Below are 19,729 nucleotides of genomic sequence, written 5' to 3' on the forward strand. Positions count from 1 at the left end.
GGAAAGAGCCGGCAGGCTCACCGCCAGGACGCAACACCACTGTGACGCGCGATCCCGCCCATTTGCGCCGGTGGACCACATGCGGCGCGCGGCCGCGAAGCGCCCCCCTGTTGGCAGCTGGGCAACGCCCGCTGATCCCCGGCCGCCCGCCCGGAGTTCCGGTGTGATCACGGCGGCGGGGTTCCGCGCCTGCGCTGCTGTCGGCGCGTATTCGACGCCCCCATCACACAGTCCTTTTTGAACTGGCCTTATCGACCTGTCAGGCGCATTTCCCAAGGTGCCTCAAGGCCGCAACACCCAAACCCTGCACCGGCGAGGCCAACGCATTCCGGGACACCTGTGTTCTGTCTGATCCCATCCAATGTCAAAGCGGCGCACGGTTGGCGGGTCTTTTGGGCGCTGCCCTCAGGTCGCCTGAGCCGAGGTAATCACCGCGGGAATTGGCACGGTCCAGGGGCCGGTCGCGCCATGTGCGGCCCGGACGGTTTCCGCCACCGACTGACGAATTTTGGTCAGTGCCGCCTCGGGTTGCGAGGCCAGCAACGCCTTGCCCCGCACCGCCCCTTTGGCAAAGAAGGTGACCGGCGCATCGGGCTGGTCAATCGTCCAGGCGCTGTGCACGACCTGTTGGGCACACTCCGTGAAACCGGCACGCTCCAACGCCGGATAGGCGATGGCGGCATCGGCATAATCGTGCAATCCCGGTCCTGGTGGCAGCTGCACAGCCGGATCACCATGCGCGCCGATGGCCGCAAACACATATCCCAGCGCCGTTGGCACGGTGGGCGCATGCCACACCGAAAACGCCAACCGCCCGCCCGGACGCAGCACCCGATGCGCCTGGGCCAGAACCTGTGGCGCGTCCGGCACATGCAGAATGCCGAACCCGATGGTCACAACATCGAATTGGCCGTCCTCGAATGGCAATTGCATGGCGTCGCCTTCGACAAAGGTCACGCCCGGCACCCGTTCCCGGGCCAGATCCAGCATGGCCGGGGAAAAATCGAGCCCCGTGACATCCGCCTTGGCCTGGTGCAGACCGGCCGCCACGATCCCCTGACCGCAACACAGATCCAGCGCCTGGCTGCCCGCCCCTGCCCCGACGGCGGCGACCATCGGCGCGACGCACATCTGGGACGCCTGGGCAAACCCGTCGGCATAGCTGCGCGCCACCTCGGGATCGGACCATCCCTGTTTTTCAAAGGCCGCAAACGCGGTAAAGGTCGGTTTGGACATCTGGAACACTCCTCAGGTTGGCCCCATGCGCGTGCAGCGACCTGCTGTCTCTTGCAGCATAGCAGATCGCGATGCGAAAATCGCGTCTTGCGCCCGCCCCCGGTTCACGGTTCTCTGGCACCGGATACAGATAGACACAGGACGCGCCCATGACCCTCCCGCCTCTCCAGAGCTTTGATGTGACTGCCCGCCCCGATCAGGGCCCGCCGCGGTTGCAGGCCCTGCGTCGTGAAATCGCCCAGGAGGGGCTGAGCGGGTTTCTGGTGCCGCGGGCGGATGCGCATCAGGGGGAATATGTTGCCGCGCGCGACAACCGTCTGGCCTGGCTGACCGGCTTTACCGGGTCTGCCGGGTTCTGTGCGGCGCTTGCGGACGTGGCCGGTGTCTTTATCGACGGGCGGTATCGCACCCAGGTCAAAAGTCAGGTGGCGGATGTCTATACGCCGGTGCCCTGGCCCGAGGTCCAATTGGTCGACTGGCTGATCGAACAGCTGCCCAACGGGGGGAAGATCGGATTTGACCCCTGGCTGCACACCTCGGGGCAGATCCGTGGCCTGTACCGGGATCTGGAAGGCACCGGGATCGAAATTACGCAGATCGACAATCTGGTGGATCGCATCTGGGCAGATCAGCCGGCTGCGCCGATGCATCCGGTTGCCGCCCATCCGCTGGATTATGCCGGGGAAACCGCGGATTCCAAGATCGAGCGTCTGGCCCGGTCCTTGCAGGAGGCCGGACAGACGGCGGCCATCATCACCCTGCCCGATTCGATCATGTGGCTGCTCAATCTGCGGGGCGCGGATATCGCGCGCAATCCGGTGGCACATGGATTTGCCATTCTGCATGCGTCGGGCAGCGTGGACCTGTTCATGGAGCCCGACAAGCTGACCGGAGTGGTCTCTCATCTGGGGCCACAGGTGCGCTGTCACCCGCCACAGGAGTTTGTCGCTGCGGTGCAGGCCTTGTCCGGGGCCGTGCGCATCGACGGGGCATCGGTGCCCTACCGGGTTGCCGAACTTCTGGCCGAGCACGCCGTGGCCGGTGGCGATCCCTGCGCGCTGCCCAAGGCCTGCAAGAACCCGGCCGAAATTGATGGCAGCGCCGCCGCCCATCTGCGCGACGGGGCCGCCGTGGTCGAGCTGTTGGCCTGGCTGGATGCGCAGCCCCCGAACAGTGTCCGCGAAATCCAGGTGGTGCAAAAGCTGGAAGCCCTGCGCCAACGCGACCCACGGCTGCGCGACATCAGTTTCGACACGATCGCAGGCACCGGGCCGAATGGCGCGATCATGCATTATCGGGTGACCACCGAAACCGATGCCCGATTGGCAGAGGGCGATCTGTTGGTGTTGGACAGCGGTGGCCAATATCTGGATGGCACCACCGACATCACCCGCACCATCGCCATCGGCACCCCCGGAGACGAAGAGCGCGCGGCCTTTACCCGGGTGTTGCAGGGGATGATCGCCATGTCCCGCCTGCGCTGGCCCAAAGGTCTGACCGGGCGCGACATCGAATGCGTCGGGCGCATGCCGCTGTGGCTGGCCGGTCAGGATTTCAACCATGGTCTGGGACACGGGGTCGGAGCCTATCTGAGCGTACACGAAGGGCCCCAGCGGCTGAGCCGGGTCAGCGATGTGCCGTTGGAGCCGGGGATGATTCTGTCAAATGAACCGGGCTATTACCGCGAAGGCGGCTTTGGCATCCGTATCGAGAATCTCCTGGTGGTGCAGGAGGCTCCGGCGCTGGACGGCGCGGACCCGGAGCGGTCCATGCTGAGCTGGCGCACATTGACCTATGTGCCGATCGACCGGCGCCTGATTGTTCGCGACATGATGAATGCGGACGAGCTGAGATGGTTGAATGCCTACCATGCGGAGGTGGCCAAAAAGATAGCGCCAACGCTGGGCAATGACGCCAAATTGTGGTTGGATGCCGCAACCGCCCCGTTCTGACACGGGGCTGTTACGTGCAAGGGCCATGCTGTGCCCGGCCAACTGACGAAAGGTAGGGAAAAAGACATGACCACGACCATCCATATTCGCAAGGCCCCCGGTGTTTGGAGCGTCCGTTCGGGCGGCGCTGTTCTGGGTGAAAGCAGCAATGCGCTGGAGCTGAGCGAAGGCGATCTGGCCCCGGTCATCTATTTCCCACGGGAAGACATCGCCATGGCGTTGCTGGATCGGACGGACAAGACCACCCATTGTCCGCACAAGGGCGACGCCGTGTATTTTTCGATCGTCAATATGTCGACCACCACCGAAAACGCGGTGTGGAGTTATGAGGATCCCAAGGCGGACGTGGCAGCGATCAAGGGGCATCTGGCCTTTGTCGTGAGCGAGTCCGTGAAGGTCGAACAGCTCTGAGACGCCGCGCATCGGGCGCAGGATCAGACGCAGGATCAGGCCCCGCCGTACGGCGGGGTTTTTTTATTTGGGTGCCTGGCGACATCAGCGGTTGGCACCTGGGAGCATGTGCTGTGGCATCGCGGGGATGTCCGTTGGGTCGGGGGCAGCCCCGGCAGCAGTGAGCATGGCATGGATCTGCCCGCGGTGGTGGGTTTGATGATTGAAGAGTTGCACGACGCAGATTGATTTGGGTTGTTCAATCCTGGCCGAACCGTCAGGTGGATCCCATCTGACAATGCCGGTAAGATCCGTGTCGGTCATGCTGTCTGCCCAATGTTCGATCTCTGCATCACGATGTGCGCGCAAGTCTTTGAACGCGAACCAATCTGATGGGCTGGTCAGGGAATGCGTGAGCGTGTCCTGCGGGCGTTCATTCCCTTGGATGCGTTCAAGCATGAGCGCATCGGCCCAATAGAGGTGGTTCAGCGTTGCTGCTATGGACTTGAAGACTGCGCCGCGATCCAACCAGCGCTCTGCGTCGGTCAATCCGGTGGCTGCGGTCACGAGCGAGGCGTTTTGCCAGGTGTTGTAGCGGGCCAGAAGTCGGCAGTATTCGGTTGAAATCATTGGTCTGGGCCTTCCGAGGACACGATTGGAATTTTGGGAAGAGTCGGCGCTTTGCTCGATCAGGCAGCACATTGCGCGCCACCCCGTACTGATGGATCAAAGCTCAGTCGGGTGCGGACACACTATAGGCAGTCCCGGGCTTGTCTAAGCTGTTTTTTGGGTGCTTGTTGCGGTGCTGGCGTCCCAAGGAGCGGTATTGCTGCGCGCCGGCCAGTGGAAGCGGTCAGTGGAGACGGCCAGTGAACGTGACCAATGGGGAGCAGAACCCCAGATCTCCCACCGCAGATCTCCCACCGCAGATCTCCCGCCGCAGATCTCCCGCCGCTGGGAGGTGCATCTGCGATGCCCCTGCCCCCGTTGGGCGTGGCACCGTGCGGTGCACGGTGCCGGGTCTGGTGTCATTGGGTGGCCCGTCCCCCCGAGCGCGTGCTCTGTGGTGAGCGCAGAGCGGGGGCGCTGCCCCCACATTGCAATCCTGCGGATTGAAATGTTCCCCCGAGGTATTTGACCCAGAAAGAAGCAGCCGCCGTCAGGCGGCCTGTGCCTGGGCAATGGCCGTGCGGGCCCACGCCAGCAGGGCGTCAGGTGTCGGGTCGATCTGCACGATGGCCCCGCCGCAAAACGCCTGCAATGCCTGTAGGTTGAGCTTGTTCGCGCCGACCAGCACCGGGGTGTTCCGCGCCGCAGCCCGGGCGATGGTTTCGCGAAACCCGCGGCCGTCGGATTCATGTTTTCCGAATTTGTTGACGATCAGGAGATCGACGCCGGTTTGCAGCCGCGCTTCGGTCAGGGCCACGGCCTGTTCCAGTGCCTCGGGGTCCAGACGACAGCCGCGCGCCTGGGTCCCCAGGGATTGTGAAATCCGAATGACCGGGCCATCGGGCAGAACCTGGACACCCATGTCGCACCGGTGGGTGTCCGGGCGTTCCCTGTCGAACTGGGCCGTGCCGGCCAAGCGCACGCCCTGGGTCATGAGTCGGGCGGCCAGGTCAGCCAGTAGGAGATTTGTGGCCCCCTGGCCGTCTCCGAGCGTATAGGCGAGGTTCACGGTCATATCCTTTCGCTGTCATCGCGCGCAAAGGCGATGAATGGGAAGCGGTCTGTGGCGCCGGGGTATGTGGTTCCGGCCGGGATGTCGATCATCCCGTCTGCCAGCGCCAGCGGGGCCAGCGCATGGGAGCGGACCCGGCCCAGGTCGGTGACCAGAAGGGTCCCGTCCCCGTCGTAGCCACATCTCTGCACCGGGCGGAATTCACGGCGATCCGTGGCCTGGGCTGGTGTGGGTTGGGCCGGTATGGCGTTGGATTGCCGCAGTCGGGCCTGTTGCACAGGCGGCACGGCGGCTCCGGTCAGCGCTGCCAGGCTCATCGGTCCAAACAGCTGCCAGCCGACATAGGCCGACACCGGATTGCCCGGCAGCCCCAGCCAGAGCGCGTCACCGATACACCCGGCAGAGATCGGTTTGCCCGGTTTCATCGCCACGCCCTGGAACACGGGCCTGCCCCCGGCAGCGGCCAATGCGGCGTGCATATGGTCTTCTTCACCGACGGACACCCCGCCTGTGGTGATCAGCAGATCTGTTTGTGTGGCCAGGTCGGCCATGGCGGCCGCGATATCGTCCCGCCGGTCCGCCACCTGTCGACAGGCCATCAGATCGACCCCCAGGCTGGCAAGCTCGGCCCGCAGCATGGGGGTGTTCACGTCCCAGATCCGGCCTGGGGTCAAACCGGGGCCTGCGCCCTGGACTTCGTCGCCGGTCATCAACAGCGCCACGCGCGGGTGCGGTTTCACAGCGACATCCGACACCCCGGTTGCCGCCAAGGCAGCAATGGCGCGCGACGTCAGCACGGTGCCCGCAGGCAGCACCAGATCCCCCCTAGCCATATCGGATCCGGCCCGGCGAATGTGTTGATCGGGTGTCGGCAGGTGATCGAAGATGACCCGCCCGCCATCGCGGGCCGTGGCCTCCTGCATGATCACCGCATCCGTGCCCTGCGGTACGGCCGCGCCGGTAAAAATGCGAATCGCCTGCCCCCGTGCCAGCGACAAGGCGCGTCCGTCTCCGGCGGCCAGACGGTCGCCGACGGTCAGCGCAAACGGCCCCTGCCCGGAAAGCCCGGCCAAGGAAACGGCATAGCCATCCATCGCAGCGTTATCAAAGGCGGGGCTGGGAAAATCGGCCCGGACATCGCTGGCCAGAACCCGACCCGGCGCGCGGGTCAGGTCAACAGTGTCAACGCGGGTGAGGTGGGACAGGACCTGGCGCAAACGGGCCTGGGCCTCTTCGACCGAGATCAGCCCCGTGACCCGGCACCCACATTCGACCGATCCCTGGTCTGCTGTGCGGTTGTCCAGCATGGTCCTGTCCCTTCACCGGTGTCGGGCGTGGCCTTTAGTTGCCCTCAAAGGCGTCGGCCACTTTCTTGTAGGCTTTCAGATAGCCTTCGGGCAGTTCGTGGGCGATCCCCTGGTGGCAGTCGATACAGGTTTTGCCATCGTCCAGCGCCTTTTGGTGGTTCTGGGCGGCGCGGCCTTCCTGTTGGGTAAAGTCCATGAATTCAAAGCTGTGGCAGTTGCGGCATTCCTGTGAATCGGTGCGTTTCATCCGGGTCCATTCACGCGATGCCATCACCAGGCGGTGCTCTTCGAATTTCTCCGGGGTCGAGACCGATTTGGTGATGAATTTGCCATACAGCTCCTTGGAGGCCTGGATCTTGCGGATCATCTTGGGGCCCCAATCCTTGGGGACGTGGCAATCGGGACAGGTGGCGCGCACACCGGAGGAATTGTTCTGGTGCACGGTGCCCTGATATTCGGCATACACATTGTCGCGCATTTCGTGACAGCTGACGCAGAAGTCTTCGTTGTTGGTCGCTTCGAGCGCCCAGTGGAAGCTGCCCCAGAAGCCGACCCCGGCCACAAAGCCGACGATCAGCAATGAGCCCAGCGAAATGGCACCTGTGGGAGTCCAGAACCAGTTCCAGAGACGGCGGATAAAGCCGGGACGCGGTTCCTGTGAGTTTGGGTTTGTCATGGTCTTGTTCCTCAAGCAGGGATCACGCCCGGATCAGTTTCCGGCGGATGCCTCAAAGTCGTTGTCGACCAGAGCCGGAGCGTCGGCCTGGGGCACGTGGCATTGGTTACAGAACCAGCGGGTGCCAGCGACGCGGTCCAGTTGGTTACCGGCGCGGTCCAGATAGTGGGTCATCGACAGGGTCGGTGCATTGCGTTCACCTGCGGTGGTCCAGTCATGGCAGCGCAGACATTGGTTTGCCTTGAGATCGATCTGGTATTGATCGATCGAATGGGGCACCAGCGGCGGCTGTTGACGATAGTTGCGGGTGAACCGCTTTTCGTCCTGTTGGAACACATCTTCGACCACGACGGGTTCGTCGATATCGGCTCCGCGCAGGGATTGAACCGGTGCCGATTGCGCCAAGGCAAAGCTGGCGCTCAGCAGAACCGTGGCGGCGATGGCGCTGAAAGTGGCGTGCTTTTTCATTTTTTATACTCCGATGCTTGCTCAGGCGGCTCGGCTGGCCCCGGATGCAGGTTGAGTTCTTTCTCGGGCGTCACGACCCGGTGCGGGCGTGTCGTCGAAACGGTGGGTAAAGTGGAAGACGTCCATGGCACAGACGTCGATGCAGCGACCGCAATTGGTGCAGTCAGGCGCGAGAATCAGGGGGGTATCCCCGTCTTTGCCGCGCAGGGCGGGTGTGATGACCTGCATTTCGGGGCAGACGGCGAAGCAATCCATGCAATCATCGCAATCGGCGCGTTTGTCGGCAGTGACCCGCAGCACGGATTTCTGCCCCAGCAGGCCATAGAAGGTGCCGACCGGGCACAGATGCCCGCACCAGCCCCGGCGCGACACGAACAGGTCGAACAGGAACACGGCGGCGACAAAGGCCCAGGCAAATCCCATGCCGAAAATCAGCCCCCGGTGCAGCATGCTGATCGGGTTGACGATCTCCCAGGCGATGGTGCCGGTGATCGCGGACACGGCAATCACCATGGCCAGCACCCAGTAGCGGGTGCCCGGTTTGGGCTGCCAGCCCTTTTGCAGGCCCAGTTTGTCATGCAGCCAATGCGCCCCATCGGTCACAGGGTTGATCGGGCAGACCCAGGAACAATAGACCCGGCCCCCGATCAGCGCATAGGCCACGCCAACGATAAGCGCGCCGATCAGGCCAGTCAGTTCCGGCCAATGGCCCGCGACGATGGATTGCACGGTGATGAACGGATCGGTCAGCGGCAGGATGTCGAATGTCATTGAACCGGACAGGTTGCCCTTGACCCACCAGATGCCGAACCACGGTCCCAGCAGAAACAGCGACAGGAACAACAGTTGCGAGGCCCGGCGCAGCAGCAGGAACCGGTGTGCGCGCAGCCAGCCGAATTCTTCGATGGCCTCCTGCCCGACGGGGAGTTTGGTCTTGGCTGACATCAGTTGGACCCTCCCGTGCCGGGAAGCGAGACCGACGGGGTAAAGCCGCCATCCATATTCGGGTTCGGCATGGCATCGGGCAGATAGCCGCCCGGCGCGATCAGATTGTCGGTGCCCGGCCCCGGCAGACGGTCCGGCAGGTCGATCAGCTCATCCACCAGCGGGTTCTGATCCTCCCAGCCGAGTTTATAGTGATCTGCTGCTTCGGCGCGGGCGATGCGACGCGGCAGCACCTTGATCGCCGAGGCGTTGGGCAGAACACAGGATTTTTCGCATTTGCCACAGCCGGTGCATTTGTCGGCATGGACCGTGGGCATGAAAATGGCGTGGTGACCCGAACGTTCATTGTGCGACCGTTCCAGGGTGATCGCCTCGTCAATCACCGGGCAGACGCGGTAACAGACGTCACAGCGCAGACCCAACGCATTGAGGCAGTTTTCTTCGTCGATCAACACGGCCACGCCCATGTCGGCGTCGTCAATGTTGGTCAGCCCGTGATCCAGCGCGCCTGTGGGACAGGCAGCGACGCAGGGGATGTCTTCGCACATCTCACACGGGATATCGCGGGCGGTAAAAAACGGCGTGCCGGTGGCCGGGCCGTCATAGCCCAGTTCCGCCAGTTTCAGCGTGTCATAGGGGCAATCGCGCACGCACAGCCCGCAGCGAATGCAGGAGGCGAGGAACTGATCTTCGTCCAATGCCCCGGGTGGGCGGATCGCCTGCGCAGGCAAGGCGCGGGCGTCGCTCACCAGATGGGCCAGCCCCATGCCCGCCACCGCACAGCCCGCCACACCCCGGGCCGCATCCTGAAGGAAGCGGCGCCGGTCTGTGGCTGTGGGTTTGCGATTGCGGGCGGACATGGGTTTTCTCCGTTCAAAGCTTCAGGTTATGCGCGTTCGATTTTGCAGGCGCATTTCTTGAAGTCGGTTTCCTTGGAAATCGGGCAGGTCGCATCCAAAGTCAGCTTGTTGGTCAGCTGGCCTTCGTCAAACCAGGGCATGAACACGACGCCGCGGGGCATCTTGTTGCGGCCACGGGTTTCAACACGGGACTGGACCTCGCCACGACGGGTCGAAACGGTGATTTCCTGACCCCGACGCAGGCCGCGATCCTTGGCATCTGCCGGGTGCATGAACACCACGGCGGATGGGAACGACCGGTGCAATTCGGGAACCCGGCGGGTCATCGACCCCGAATGCCAATGTTCCAGCACACGACCGGTGACGAACCACAGGTTGTATTCGTCATCAGGCTCTTCTGCGGCGGGCTCGAACGGGGCAAAGATGATATTCGCCTTGCCATCGGGTTTGCCGTAGAATTTGACGCCTTCGCCCTTTTTGACATAGGGGTCATAACCTTCGCGGAAGCGATACAGGGTTTCCTTGCCGTCCACGACGGGCCAACGCAGGCCACGGGCCTGGTGGTAGGTGTCGAAATCGGCCAGATCGTGGGCCTTGCCGCGGCCAAAGCCGGCGTATTCTTCGAACAGGCCCTTTTGCACGTAGTAGCCAAAGTGGTTGGCTTCCTCGTTGGCAAACCCTTCGGCGGTTTCGGACAGCGGGTATTTGTTGATCTTGCCGTTTTCAAACAGAACCTCATACACGGTCTTGCCACGATACTCTGGTTTCTGGGCCAGCAGCTCTTCGGGCCAGACATCTTCGATCATGAAGCGTTTGGCGAATTCCATCACCTGCCACAGGTCCGATTTGGCTTCGCCCGGGGCATCCACCTGCTGACGCCAGAATTGGGTGCGCCGTTCGGCGTTGCCATATGCGCCTTCTTTTTCGACCCACATGGCGGTGGGTAGGATCAGGTCAGCGGCCAACGCGGTCACGGTCGGATAGGGATCGGACACGGTGATGAAATTGTCGGGGTTGCGATACCCGGGCAGCCCCTCTTCGTTCATGTTCGGCGCGGCCTGCATGTTGTTGTTGCACTGGACCCAGTGACAGTTCAGCACGCCGTCCTTGAGCATCCGGTGTTGCAGAACCGCGTGGAAGCCGGGTTTGGGGGGAATGGTGCCTTTGGGCAGGTCCCATTTGTCTTCGGCGAAATCGCGGTGTGCTTCCTTCATGACCACCATGTCGGCGGGCAGACGGTGGGCAAAGGTGCCGACCTCGCGCGCGGTGCCACAGGCCGACGGCTGACCGGTCAGAGAGAACGGCGAGTTGCCGGGTTCCGAGATTTTGCCGACCAGCAGGTGCACGTTGTACATCAGCGAGTTCACCCAGGAACCGCGGGTGTGCTGGTTGAAGCCCATGGTCCACAGGCTCATCACCTTGCGGTTTGGATCGGCGTATTGCTGGGCCAGACGTTCCAGTTTGGCCGCCGGAACACCCGAAATCTCGGCTGCTTTTTCCAGCGTGTATTCGGAAACGTACTCTTTGTATTCCTCGAACGAGATCTTGGTCAGCTTGCCGTGTTTGCCTTCGTGCGACGGGTTTTCCGCCGCCTGTTCCAGCGCGTGTTCAGGACGCAGGCCATAACCGATGTCGGTGTTGGTCTTGGTGAAATTGACATTCTTGTTCACGAAATCCCAATTCACCGCATCATTCTGGATGATGTAATTGGCGATATAGTTCAGGATCGCCAGGTCGGTTTGCGGGGTGAACACCATGCCGTTGTCGGCCAGCTCAAAGCTGCGATGTTCAAAGGTCGACAGCACGTGCACTTCGGCACCGGGTTTGGTCAGGCGGGTGTCGGTCAGGCGCGACCACAGGATCGGGTGCATTTCGGCCATGTTGGAGCCCCAGAGCACAAATGTGTCCGCGTGTTCCAGATCGTCATAGCAGCCCATCGGTTCATCAATACCGAATGTGCGCATGAACCCGGCCACGGCCGAGGCCATGCAGTGACGTGCGTTGGGGTCGATGTTGTTGGAGCGCAGGCCGGCCTTCATGAATTTGGCGGCCGCGTACCCTTCCCAGACGGTCCATTGGCCAGAGCCGAATATGGACACGGCGGTCGGGCCTTTTTCCTTGAGCGAGGCCTTCCATTTTTCGGCCATCACGTCAAAGGCTTCGTCCCAGGAGACGGCTTCGAATTCGCCGTTCTTGTCATAGACGCCGTTGGTCTTGCGCAGCAGCGGCTGGGTCAGCCGGTCCTTGCCGTACATGATTTTTGACAGGAAATACCCTTTGATACAGTTCAGGCCACGGTTCACCGGGGCCTGCGGGTCGCCCTGGGTGGCGACGACGCGGCCGTCCTTGGTCCCGACCAGAACCGAACAGCCGGTGCCGCAGAACCGGCAGGCGGCCTTGTCCCAGCGAATGTCGGGGGTCGAAAGCTGCGCGGTCGCGCCGTTGGGCAGGGTGATCCCCGCGGCCGAAGCCGTCGCCGCAGCGGCGGAGGCCTTCAGAAACGAACGTCGGGACGTTGGCAGGGTCATGTGCTTTGTCATGGGGCTAATCTCCCGTTCAGTGTGTGGGTTGGGCGAGGGCATCGGCGCTGTCGTCCAAATCCTCGAAATGGTGATAGGTAAGGGTGACGGTCAGCACGCCGGGGATCTGATGCATGTCCATGATCTGATCCGAAGCGCGTTTGGCGTCGGTGTCTTCAACGGTGACGACGATGCGCCCGTCTTCCTGGGCGTGAACCTCACCGCCTTCGGTCGCGTCGATGGCCGCAATCACGTCGCCGGTCATGTCGGGCAACGTATGGACCAGGCAGCCGCAGATATTCATCATGGGCGGGTCTCCATCTGGGGGGTTACTTGGGTAAACTGAATGGCCCCGACCGGACAGGCGGCAGCACAGCCGCCACAGCCCGTGCACAGGTCGGTGTCGATATGGGGTTGCGCGCAGCCACCGGTCTGGAGCTGAAACCGGATCGCGCCGTGGTCACAATGGTCCTGACAGGTCCGGCATTGCACCGCGTTCAACGACAGGCAGGTGGATTTGGCCGTCGCCTTCCACAGCCAGGGCTGATCGTCGGTCAGGGCCCCGGTGTCGCAGGCGGCGATGCAGACGCCACAAAAGCTGCAGGCCCCCAGGGCCGGACCGATTTCAGGCAGGCCGCGTTCGCCGCTGATCAGGATCGCCTCGGGACAGGCCGAGATGCAATCGCCACAGCTGGTGCACAAATCGGCAAACTGCGCCGGGGCGACGGCCCCAAAGGGACGCATCTTGGGCGCTTCGTCAAAGCGGCCTCTCAGAAATGAACGTCGGGAATGCGCAGTCATGATGTGTGGGCGTCCTGGCCTGTGTTTGCGGGGTTGCTATGACAGAGGCTTAGGCATTTCAGCCGCACAAGAATTTGATTCAGGTCATGTTCAAAGCGGAATAATTCTCTCATGCGGAGATTTTTACATATTTTAATATCCGAATGTTTTGCGTGTTGTTTACAAGGGAGATTGGCCGCGCAGATTTCAAAAACCCAAAGGTTCTCCTTTGGATCTCGATTGGAAACCGGGCCTGCCGACGGGGATCTGACCCACCTGGCAACCCGCTGACCTTTGGGCATAAAATGCGCTTGGGTCCGGCGAAGAAGTCGGGGCCAAAAGACATCTGGAGATGCCGGACCAGTCACGTCAATTCCTCCGAACCCTGCATTTGGAGATCCGGAAAGATGCATTCCGCACCCGTCTTTTTCCAGCGCAAGGCCAACAGTTGTGTTGGCCGAACACTAGCACTATTGCTGAAAGACAAGTTTGCTCTTTCACAAGCTTTTCAGGGATTCTCGTGACCAGATTGGCCCCATCATTGTTAAAATCCATCCCCTCCTTTGAGCGGATGAGCCTCTCCCAGACCCAGGAAGCCCTGGATTTGGGGCGCAGCCGGTTGGTTGCGGCGGGCAAATCTGTGTTCGAAGAGGGCGACGCGGCAGAGAGTTTTTTCCTGCTGCTGGATGGCCATATCCGGGTCGAACGGCTGAACCAGGAAGGCGACCGGGTAATTTCCCTGCACATCCCCGCCGGGCAATTGTTCGGCATCGCCCAGGCGCTGGGGCGTGACACCTATCCGGCGACGTCGATCGCCGTGGTGGAGTGTCTGATCCTGGCCTGGCCCATGCGGCTGTGGCAGGGTTTTGTCGAGCGGTATCCCGGGTTCGGGCCCGAAGCCTATCGGACCATCGGGGCGCGGGTCGGCGAGATGAACAGCCGGATCATGGAGCTGGCGACCCAGCGGGTCGAACAGCGCATCGCCTGCGCTCTGGTCCGTCTGATGCAGCAGCACGGGCGCGCCACCGACAATGGCACCGAAATCGCCTTTCCGGTGACCCGGCGCACCATTTCGGAAATGACCGGCAGCACCCTGCACACGGTCAGCCGTCTGTTGTCCGCCTGGGAACGGGACAGGATCGTGGTCAGCAAACGCAAACACATCCATGTTCTGGATGCCGAGCGGCTGGAGCAATTGACCCGCTAAGCCCCCCCCCGGACTGCTCTGCTGGATCAACTGTGTTCTTCCGCTGCCGTGGCCGCGAGAGCCCGGTTATAGGCCTTGAGCGCATCCACATGGTACAGCGCGCCCAAAAGCTCGGGCTCGGTGTCTTCGTCCGGGCGCGTCACCACCGGGAGAAACGCCACATCCGCCCGATCAAAGATCGGCATTGCAGCCTCCAACGTGGCCGAGGCCCGCACAAACAGCCCTTCGTCGATCATCCGGGCACAGGTTTCGGCATCCGGCCCTCGGGGATCCCCCATCGGACGCATCGCCGCCCCGGCCCGCAGCATCGCCAGCAGATAGGCCTGCGGACCCGCCGCCAGATGCAGGTCGCGCCGCTCAAGCTGGGTCAGAAAGAACGACCGATCCACCAGCCGTGACGCCAATGCGGTGGACAGAGACACCGCCACCATGACCGCCAGACCGATTTGCCAGTCCCCCGTCAGCTCGAACACGATCAATGTGGTGGAAATTGGTGCCCCCAGCACGGCCGCCGCGACCGCGCCCATTCCGGCAAAGGCATAGAGCGTGTGGGTCCCCGATACATCCGGCAGAATGCCCGTCGCAACCCATCCAAAGGCCAGTCCGGTCAGCGCCCCAATCATCAGTGATGGCGAAAACACCCCGCCGCCCATGCGCCCGCCCATGGTGATCGCCAGGGCCACCGATTTGGTTACCGCAAAGATCACGGCCTGCCCCAGCAACAAGGTGCCGCTGAGCGCCAGAATCGTGGTTTCATACCCGACCCCGATGATATGGGGGAACCAGATCGCCAAGGCCCCCAACAGCGCTCCAGCCACCGCAGGGCGCAACCAGCGCGGCAACTTGAGCGCGCCTTGGACATGGGTTCCGAACACATCGGCCCAGAAGATCGCTTTCATGATCAGCACCGCAACCACGCCGCACACCATGCCCAGGATCAGAAAAGCCGGCAATTCCACATAGAATTGCAGCGCCCCCGGTGTTGCCAGAGTGAATTCAGTGACGTCCCCATAGGCCAGCCGGTTGATCACCGTGCCCGCCACCGCCGCGATGACAATCGGGGCAAAGGCATGCATCGCGAAATGGCGCAGCACCACCTCGAGCGCAAACAATGCGCCGGCAATGGGGGCATTGAAGCTGGCCGAGACTGCGGCTGCCACCGCACAGCCCAACAGGTCGCGGCCGGTGATCCCGTCCGCGTGGATCCGGTTGCTGACCCAGGTGGAAATCACCCCGGCCATATGCACAACCGGCCCTTCCCGTCCTGTGGATCCCCCCAAGGACAGGGTCAGAAACGACGCTACAGCCGAGGCCACGCCTTCGCGGGTTTCCACCCGGCCATCTCCCAGCGCCGCGCCTTCGATCACATCCGCAACAGACCGCACCCGCCCATCCGGGGTAAACCGGTCCAGGATCAACCCGACGATCAAGCCACCGATGGTGGGAATCAAGAGCACCCAATACCAATCCAGCGTGCCGACAAAGGTGTGCAGGAAATGCAGATCCTCGGCCCCATACGCCCAGGACTGCAACGCCGCGATGCCCATCCGAAACCCCAACGCGGCAAACCCGGCGGCAATCCCGATCGCCAGGGCGATGAACCAGAACTGGATCTGACTGGGACCCCGATGACGCATCACCCGCCAGGCATCGCGACAGGCACAGATCATCTGCTCTCGGGTTTCGGACAACAACGAACGGAGTGAATTGGCCATGCGGTGCCTCGGTTGCGCTTTTCTTCTTCTTAGACCGTTTGGACAGCGCCGTGAAACGCAATCCAACCGGCGTGACGCTTTCGCCGGCGGCTGTTGATCCCGGGGCGCATGTTTCACCCCGAGGCGCTGGCGCGCGCAGCCCTGGCTGCGCGCCCGGCCCAACGGGCACGGGGGCATCTGTGATGCCCCCTGTGTGCCGGGCGGGAGCCCCCCGGAAGCGCGCAGCTCAACCCGTCAACAATGCCCGTGCGGCAGCCCGCGCCTCGTCGGTGATGGTGTCTCCGGCAACCATTCGGGCAATTTCGTCGATGCGGTCCTGTGCGTCCAGCGGCACGACCGAGGACAGGGTCACCCCATCCGTCACCGCCTTTTGCACCCGCCAATGATGCCCGCCCCGCGCCGCCACCTGGGGCGAATGGGTCACGACCAGAACCTGTCCCCCCTGGGCCAGCTCTGCCAGACGCCGTCCGACCGCATCAGCAGTTGCCCCGCCGACGCCCCGGTCGATTTCGTCAAAGATCAGCGTGCGATTGGTGTCATCGCCGCGCAGACAGACTTTCAACGCCAACAGGAAACGGCTCAATTCCCCGCCCGACGCGATCTTGTTCAGCGGCCCCGATGGCGCGCCCGGATTGGTGGCCACGGAAAACGCCACCTGATCCCGGCCTTCGGGGCCCGGATCCGTCTCGCTCACCTGGGTGGCAAAGACAGCCCGCTCCATCTTGAGCGGTGCCAGCTCCGCCATCACCGCCTGATCCAGCCGTCCGGCAGCGGCGCTGCGCGAGGCGCTCAGCCCGCCCGCGGCTTCGCCATAGGCCGCCTCGGCCTGGGCCAGGTCGGCCTGCAGCCGGTCCAGATCAGCATCCCCCGCATCCAACGCCGCCAGACGTCCGCGCAGCACATCGGCATGCGCCCCCAGATCATCCGCCAACACATCATGTTTTCGCGCCATGGCCCGGATCGCAAACAACCGCTCCTCGGTCTCTTCCAGCTCCAGCGGATTGAAATCCAACGCATCAAGACAGCGTGACACCCCGTCCTGGGCCTCGCCCAATTCGATCAGGGCCCGCCCCAACGCGGCCATCGGGTCGTCCAACATCCGGTCGGCCTGATCCGACGCCCCCTCGAGCCAGCTCATGGCTTCTGACAGCGCCCCTTCGGCGGATTGCCCGCCCAGCAGTTGCAGCGCCCGGGAAACGTCATCGCGGATCTTTTCCGCACCCTGCATTCTGCGGCGACGCGCATCCAATTCCGCATCTTCGCCCGGGCGTGGGTCCAGCTTGTCCAGTTCGGCCACCGCGTGGCGCAGGAAATCTTCTTCGGCGCGCACCGCATCCAGCGCCGCTCGGGTGCGCTCTACGGCCTTGCGCGCCTCGGCCCGGACCCGCCAGGCCTGACGCACCGCCTGTAACATGGCCCCATGTCCGGCAAAGGCATCCAGCATGGCCCGGTGCCCCCGCGGATCCAGCAACCCGCGATCATCATGTTGGCCGTGCAGTTCCAGCAAAGTTTCGGACAGCTGCCGCAACACATCGCCTGAACAGCGCCGGTCATTGACCCAGGCGGTCTTGCGCCCTTCGGCTGTGTTCACCCGCCGCAGGATCAATTCGTCCCCGGCCGGCAGACCCGCCTCCTGGAGCACGCCAAAGGCCGGGTGTCCCTGGGGCAGGTCGAATTCCGCCACCACTTCGCCCTGTTTGGCCCCCTGGCGCACCAGATCGGCACGCCCGCGCCAACCCAGCACAAACCCGAGCGAGTCCAGCAAAATGGATTTTCCCGCTCCGGTTTCTCCGGTGAGCACATTCAGGCCCGGCTGAAAGCTCAGCTCCAGCCGGTCGATGATCAGCAGATCACGGATATCCAGGGCGCGCAGCATTGTGCCTCAACCAGTCCACATGGGCGCCTGCGCCCCTGACGTTACAACCACTGACCTTTGACGGTCTGACGATAGATCTGGCTCAGCCAATTGTTGCCCCGATCCTTGAGCTTGAGCCCGTTGGCGGTCAACAGCTTGTAGCTGGACTCGTACCATTCGGTGGACTGAAAGTTGTATCCCAGAATGGCCCCGGCGGTCTGGGCTTCGTCAACAAGACCAAGCGACAGATAGGCTTCGACCAGACGGTGCAGGGCCTCGGCGGTGTGCGAGGTGGTCTGGAAGTCCTCGACCACGACGCGGAACCGGTTGATCGCCGATGCATAGTGATCCCGGCGCAGGTAATACCGCCCGATTTCCATTTCCTTGGCGGCCAGGTGATCAAAGGCCAGATCGAATTTCAGGATTGCGGAATTGGCGTATTCGCTGTCCGGGTACACTTCGATCACGGTGCGCAGCGATTGCAGCGCCTGAAAGGTCAGCCCCTGATCGCGGCCCACTTCGTCGATCTGATCGTAATAGCTGAGCGCAAGCAGATATTGGGCATAGGCCGCGTCTTCGTCGGCGGGATAGAAGTCGATATAGCGCTGTGCAGCGGATCGGCTTTCTTCATAGTTCTGACCGGCATGATAGGAAAACGCCTGCATGATCAGCGACCGCTTGGCCCAGGAGGAATAGGGATACAGGCGTTCGATTTCAGCGAAGTAATATCCCGCGTTCTCTGTCTTTCCGTTGGAAAGCTCGAATTCGCCACGTGCAAAGATCTGCTCTGGTGTATAGGCTTCGAGCGATTGCGTGCGGTCTACGGCGGGTCCGCCACTGCCGCTGCATCCGGCCAGAACGCCTGCCAGAAGAAGAACCCCGATTGCTCTGGCTCCAGACCACTTGCCGATCATGATCGCCCTACCCTCACCATCAAATCCCGGGTGTCACCCACCGATTAAGCCCGGTCTAGCACATTCGTTTCCGGTGCAAAACGCCTTAAAAGCAGTTGACCCGGGCGTTCCCGGTTTTTCACATTCTTTTTTGAGGTCAAGCAGCAGGATGCAGAACGCAGCGGACAGCTCCGTGTTCATGCAACGTGGCGTGTTTCCAAGGGAATTTCCGACCACACCAGGCCCTGGCCCGGCAGGCAGGCGGCCATTTCAGGGCTGCAAACCACCTGTTCAATGGCCCCTGGTGTGTCAAAGGCTGCGCGCAGTAAAGTGTTGGTCAGCGAATGGCCCGCACGCACACCAATGTAATGGCCCAGAATCGGCCCACCGGCCAGCGCCAGATCACCCAGCGCGTCCAGCATCTTGTGACGCACAGCTTCGTCATCGTGCCGGAACCCACCGGGGCTCAGCACCGCTTCGCCATCAACGACCACGGCATTGTCCAGGGTTCCCCCCAATGCCAGCCCTTTGGACCGCATCGCATCGACATCCGCCTGGCGGCAGAATGTCCGGCTGTCGCACAATTCGCGGGCAAAGGCCCCATTGCGCATGTCCAATGTCTTGCTCTGTTCACCGATGGCGGCGTCGGCAAAATCAATGTGGAATTCGATGTTCAGCCGATCACATGGCAGCAGCGTCGCACGGGCATCGCCGTTTTCCACTGTCACCGGTTTGAGAACCCGGTAGGCAACCACCGGAGCCGACTGCAACAGCAGACCGCGTTTCATGATGCCGCGCACAAAGGTGATCGACGATCCGTCCATGATCGGCACTTCGGGGCCATCAATCTGGATCAGCACGTTATGAACGCCACAGCCCGCCAGGGCCGCCATGATATGTTCGACTGTCGAGACGGACACGCCAGCCTCGTTGACCAGGCGGGTACACAGAGGGGTGCGTTCAACCAGATCCCAACGGGCGGGGATCAGTGTTTTGCCCAAAGAGATGTCAGTGCGTTTGAACCAGATGCCATGGCCTTCGGGGGCGGGCGTCAATACCATCCGAACGGGTTTCCCCGTATGCAGGCCGGTGCCTTCAAAAATCACTGAGCTCTTGAGCGTGTTCTGCACAATGTGCCTCATATCCCCATGTCCAGCGACGATGCGCTGTGTTGGCGACAGACCTAATGCGCCCTTAACGCATCCTCAACTCAATCTTTGTAACGGATTGAAACATGACTGTAAC

Annotated in this window: 18 protein-coding genes; 3 read left to right on the top strand and 15 right to left on the bottom strand. The window is 62.5% G+C overall.

The genetic code is table 11. The features are described 5' to 3' along the window. Positions 1-405: 405 nt before the first annotated feature. Entirely contained in the window at positions 406-1,236 is an 831-nt protein-coding gene (locus QEZ52_RS14845; RefSeq protein WP_406645204.1) for a methyltransferase domain-containing protein, read from the bottom strand. 149 nt (positions 1,237-1,385) lie between these two features. Between QEZ52_RS14845 and QEZ52_RS14850 the strand changes: the two genes are divergently transcribed. Together QEZ52_RS14850 and QEZ52_RS14855 are read left to right on the top strand one after the other, a co-directional pair. Next, the gene (locus QEZ52_RS14850; RefSeq protein ID WP_406645205.1) at positions 1,386-3,188 is read left to right on the top strand and encodes an aminopeptidase P family protein; all 1,803 of its coding nucleotides are present in this window, start codon (positions 1,386-1,388) and stop codon (positions 3,186-3,188) included. 66 nt (positions 3,189-3,254) lie between these two features. Next, entirely contained in the window at positions 3,255-3,599 is a 345-nt protein-coding gene (locus tag QEZ52_RS14855; RefSeq protein ID WP_406645206.1) for a DUF427 domain-containing protein, read from the top strand. A gap of 84 nt (positions 3,600-3,683) precedes the next feature. On the opposite strand, the gene QEZ52_RS14860 is transcribed toward QEZ52_RS14855, so the two are convergent. From QEZ52_RS14860 to napF, 10 genes are all read right to left on the bottom strand, one after another. After that, positions 3,684-4,208 (bottom strand): DinB family protein, encoded by a 525-nt coding sequence (locus QEZ52_RS14860; protein WP_406645208.1) that lies wholly within the window; start codon positions 4,206-4,208, stop codon positions 3,684-3,686. A gap of 529 nt (positions 4,209-4,737) precedes the next feature. Continuing rightward, on the bottom strand, positions 4,738-5,262 hold the full coding sequence (locus tag QEZ52_RS14865; RefSeq protein WP_406645209.1) for a DUF2478 domain-containing protein: 525 nt from the start codon (positions 5,260-5,262) through the stop codon (positions 4,738-4,740). Next, a complete protein-coding gene (glp, locus tag QEZ52_RS14870; protein ID WP_406645210.1) occupies positions 5,259-6,566 on the bottom strand; it encodes a gephyrin-like molybdotransferase Glp in 1,308 nt (435 codons plus the stop codon). Before glp ends, QEZ52_RS14865 begins: the two co-directional genes overlap by 4 nt. A gap of 34 nt (positions 6,567-6,600) precedes the next feature. Continuing rightward, the gene (locus tag QEZ52_RS14875) at positions 6,601-7,242 is read right to left on the bottom strand and encodes a NapC/NirT family cytochrome c (RefSeq protein WP_406645211.1); all 642 of its coding nucleotides are present in this window, start codon (positions 7,240-7,242) and stop codon (positions 6,601-6,603) included. A 33-nt stretch (positions 7,243-7,275) separates the two neighbouring features. Continuing rightward, positions 7,276-7,710, bottom strand: a complete 435-nt coding sequence (locus QEZ52_RS14880; RefSeq protein WP_406645212.1) for a nitrate reductase cytochrome c-type subunit — start codon at positions 7,708-7,710, stop codon at positions 7,276-7,278. A gap of 21 nt (positions 7,711-7,731) precedes the next feature. Continuing rightward, positions 7,732-8,655 (bottom strand): quinol dehydrogenase ferredoxin subunit NapH, encoded by a 924-nt coding sequence (gene napH, locus QEZ52_RS14885; RefSeq protein WP_406645213.1) that lies wholly within the window; start codon positions 8,653-8,655, stop codon positions 7,732-7,734. Beyond that, on the bottom strand, positions 8,655-9,515 hold the full coding sequence (gene napG / locus QEZ52_RS14890; RefSeq protein ID WP_406645215.1) for a ferredoxin-type protein NapG: 861 nt from the start codon (positions 9,513-9,515) through the stop codon (positions 8,655-8,657). The genes napH and napG overlap by 1 nt, the downstream gene beginning before the upstream one ends. A gap of 26 nt (positions 9,516-9,541) precedes the next feature. Continuing rightward, the gene (napA, locus tag QEZ52_RS14895) at positions 9,542-12,043 is read right to left on the bottom strand and encodes a nitrate reductase catalytic subunit NapA (protein WP_406650505.1); all 2,502 of its coding nucleotides are present in this window, start codon (positions 12,041-12,043) and stop codon (positions 9,542-9,544) included. 28 nt (positions 12,044-12,071) lie between these two features. Continuing rightward, the gene (locus QEZ52_RS14900) at positions 12,072-12,341 is read right to left on the bottom strand and encodes a chaperone NapD (protein WP_406645217.1); all 270 of its coding nucleotides are present in this window, start codon (positions 12,339-12,341) and stop codon (positions 12,072-12,074) included. Beyond that, on the bottom strand, positions 12,338-12,835 hold the full coding sequence (gene napF / locus QEZ52_RS14905) for a ferredoxin-type protein NapF (RefSeq protein WP_406645218.1): 498 nt from the start codon (positions 12,833-12,835) through the stop codon (positions 12,338-12,340). The genes QEZ52_RS14900 and napF overlap by 4 nt, the downstream gene beginning before the upstream one ends. A 499-nt stretch (positions 12,836-13,334) precedes the next feature. Between napF and QEZ52_RS14910 the strand changes: the two genes are divergently transcribed. Beyond that, on the top strand, positions 13,335-14,021 hold the full coding sequence (locus QEZ52_RS14910) for a Crp/Fnr family transcriptional regulator (RefSeq protein ID WP_406645219.1): 687 nt from the start codon (positions 13,335-13,337) through the stop codon (positions 14,019-14,021). 26 nt (positions 14,022-14,047) lie between these two features. Here QEZ52_RS14910 and QEZ52_RS14915 read toward each other — a convergent pair whose 3' ends face one another. The 4 genes from QEZ52_RS14915 to lpxC form a co-directional block, all read right to left on the bottom strand. Next, positions 14,048-15,736, bottom strand: a complete 1,689-nt coding sequence (locus QEZ52_RS14915) for a chloride channel protein (protein ID WP_406645220.1) — start codon at positions 15,734-15,736, stop codon at positions 14,048-14,050. Positions 15,737-15,962: 226 nt separating this feature from the next. Further along, positions 15,963-17,612 (bottom strand): DNA repair protein RecN, encoded by a 1,650-nt coding sequence (gene recN, locus QEZ52_RS14920; protein ID WP_406645221.1) that lies wholly within the window; start codon positions 17,610-17,612, stop codon positions 15,963-15,965. A 41-nt stretch (positions 17,613-17,653) separates the two neighbouring features. Continuing rightward, positions 17,654-18,505 carry an outer membrane protein assembly factor BamD gene (locus QEZ52_RS14925; RefSeq protein ID WP_406645222.1) on the bottom strand — a complete coding sequence of 284 codons (852 nt, stop codon included), beginning with the start codon at positions 18,503-18,505 and terminating at the stop codon, positions 17,654-17,656. Positions 18,506-18,681: 176 nt separating this feature from the next. Then, complete coding sequence (lpxC, locus tag QEZ52_RS14930; RefSeq protein WP_406645223.1) at positions 18,682-19,626, bottom strand: UDP-3-O-acyl-N-acetylglucosamine deacetylase; 945 nt, start codon at positions 19,624-19,626, stop codon at positions 18,682-18,684. Positions 19,627-19,729 lie beyond the last annotated feature (103 nt).

Source organism: Aliisedimentitalea scapharcae, from assembly GCF_045277565.1.
Classification (GTDB): domain Bacteria; phylum Pseudomonadota; class Alphaproteobacteria; order Rhodobacterales; family Rhodobacteraceae; genus Aliisedimentitalea; species Aliisedimentitalea scapharcae.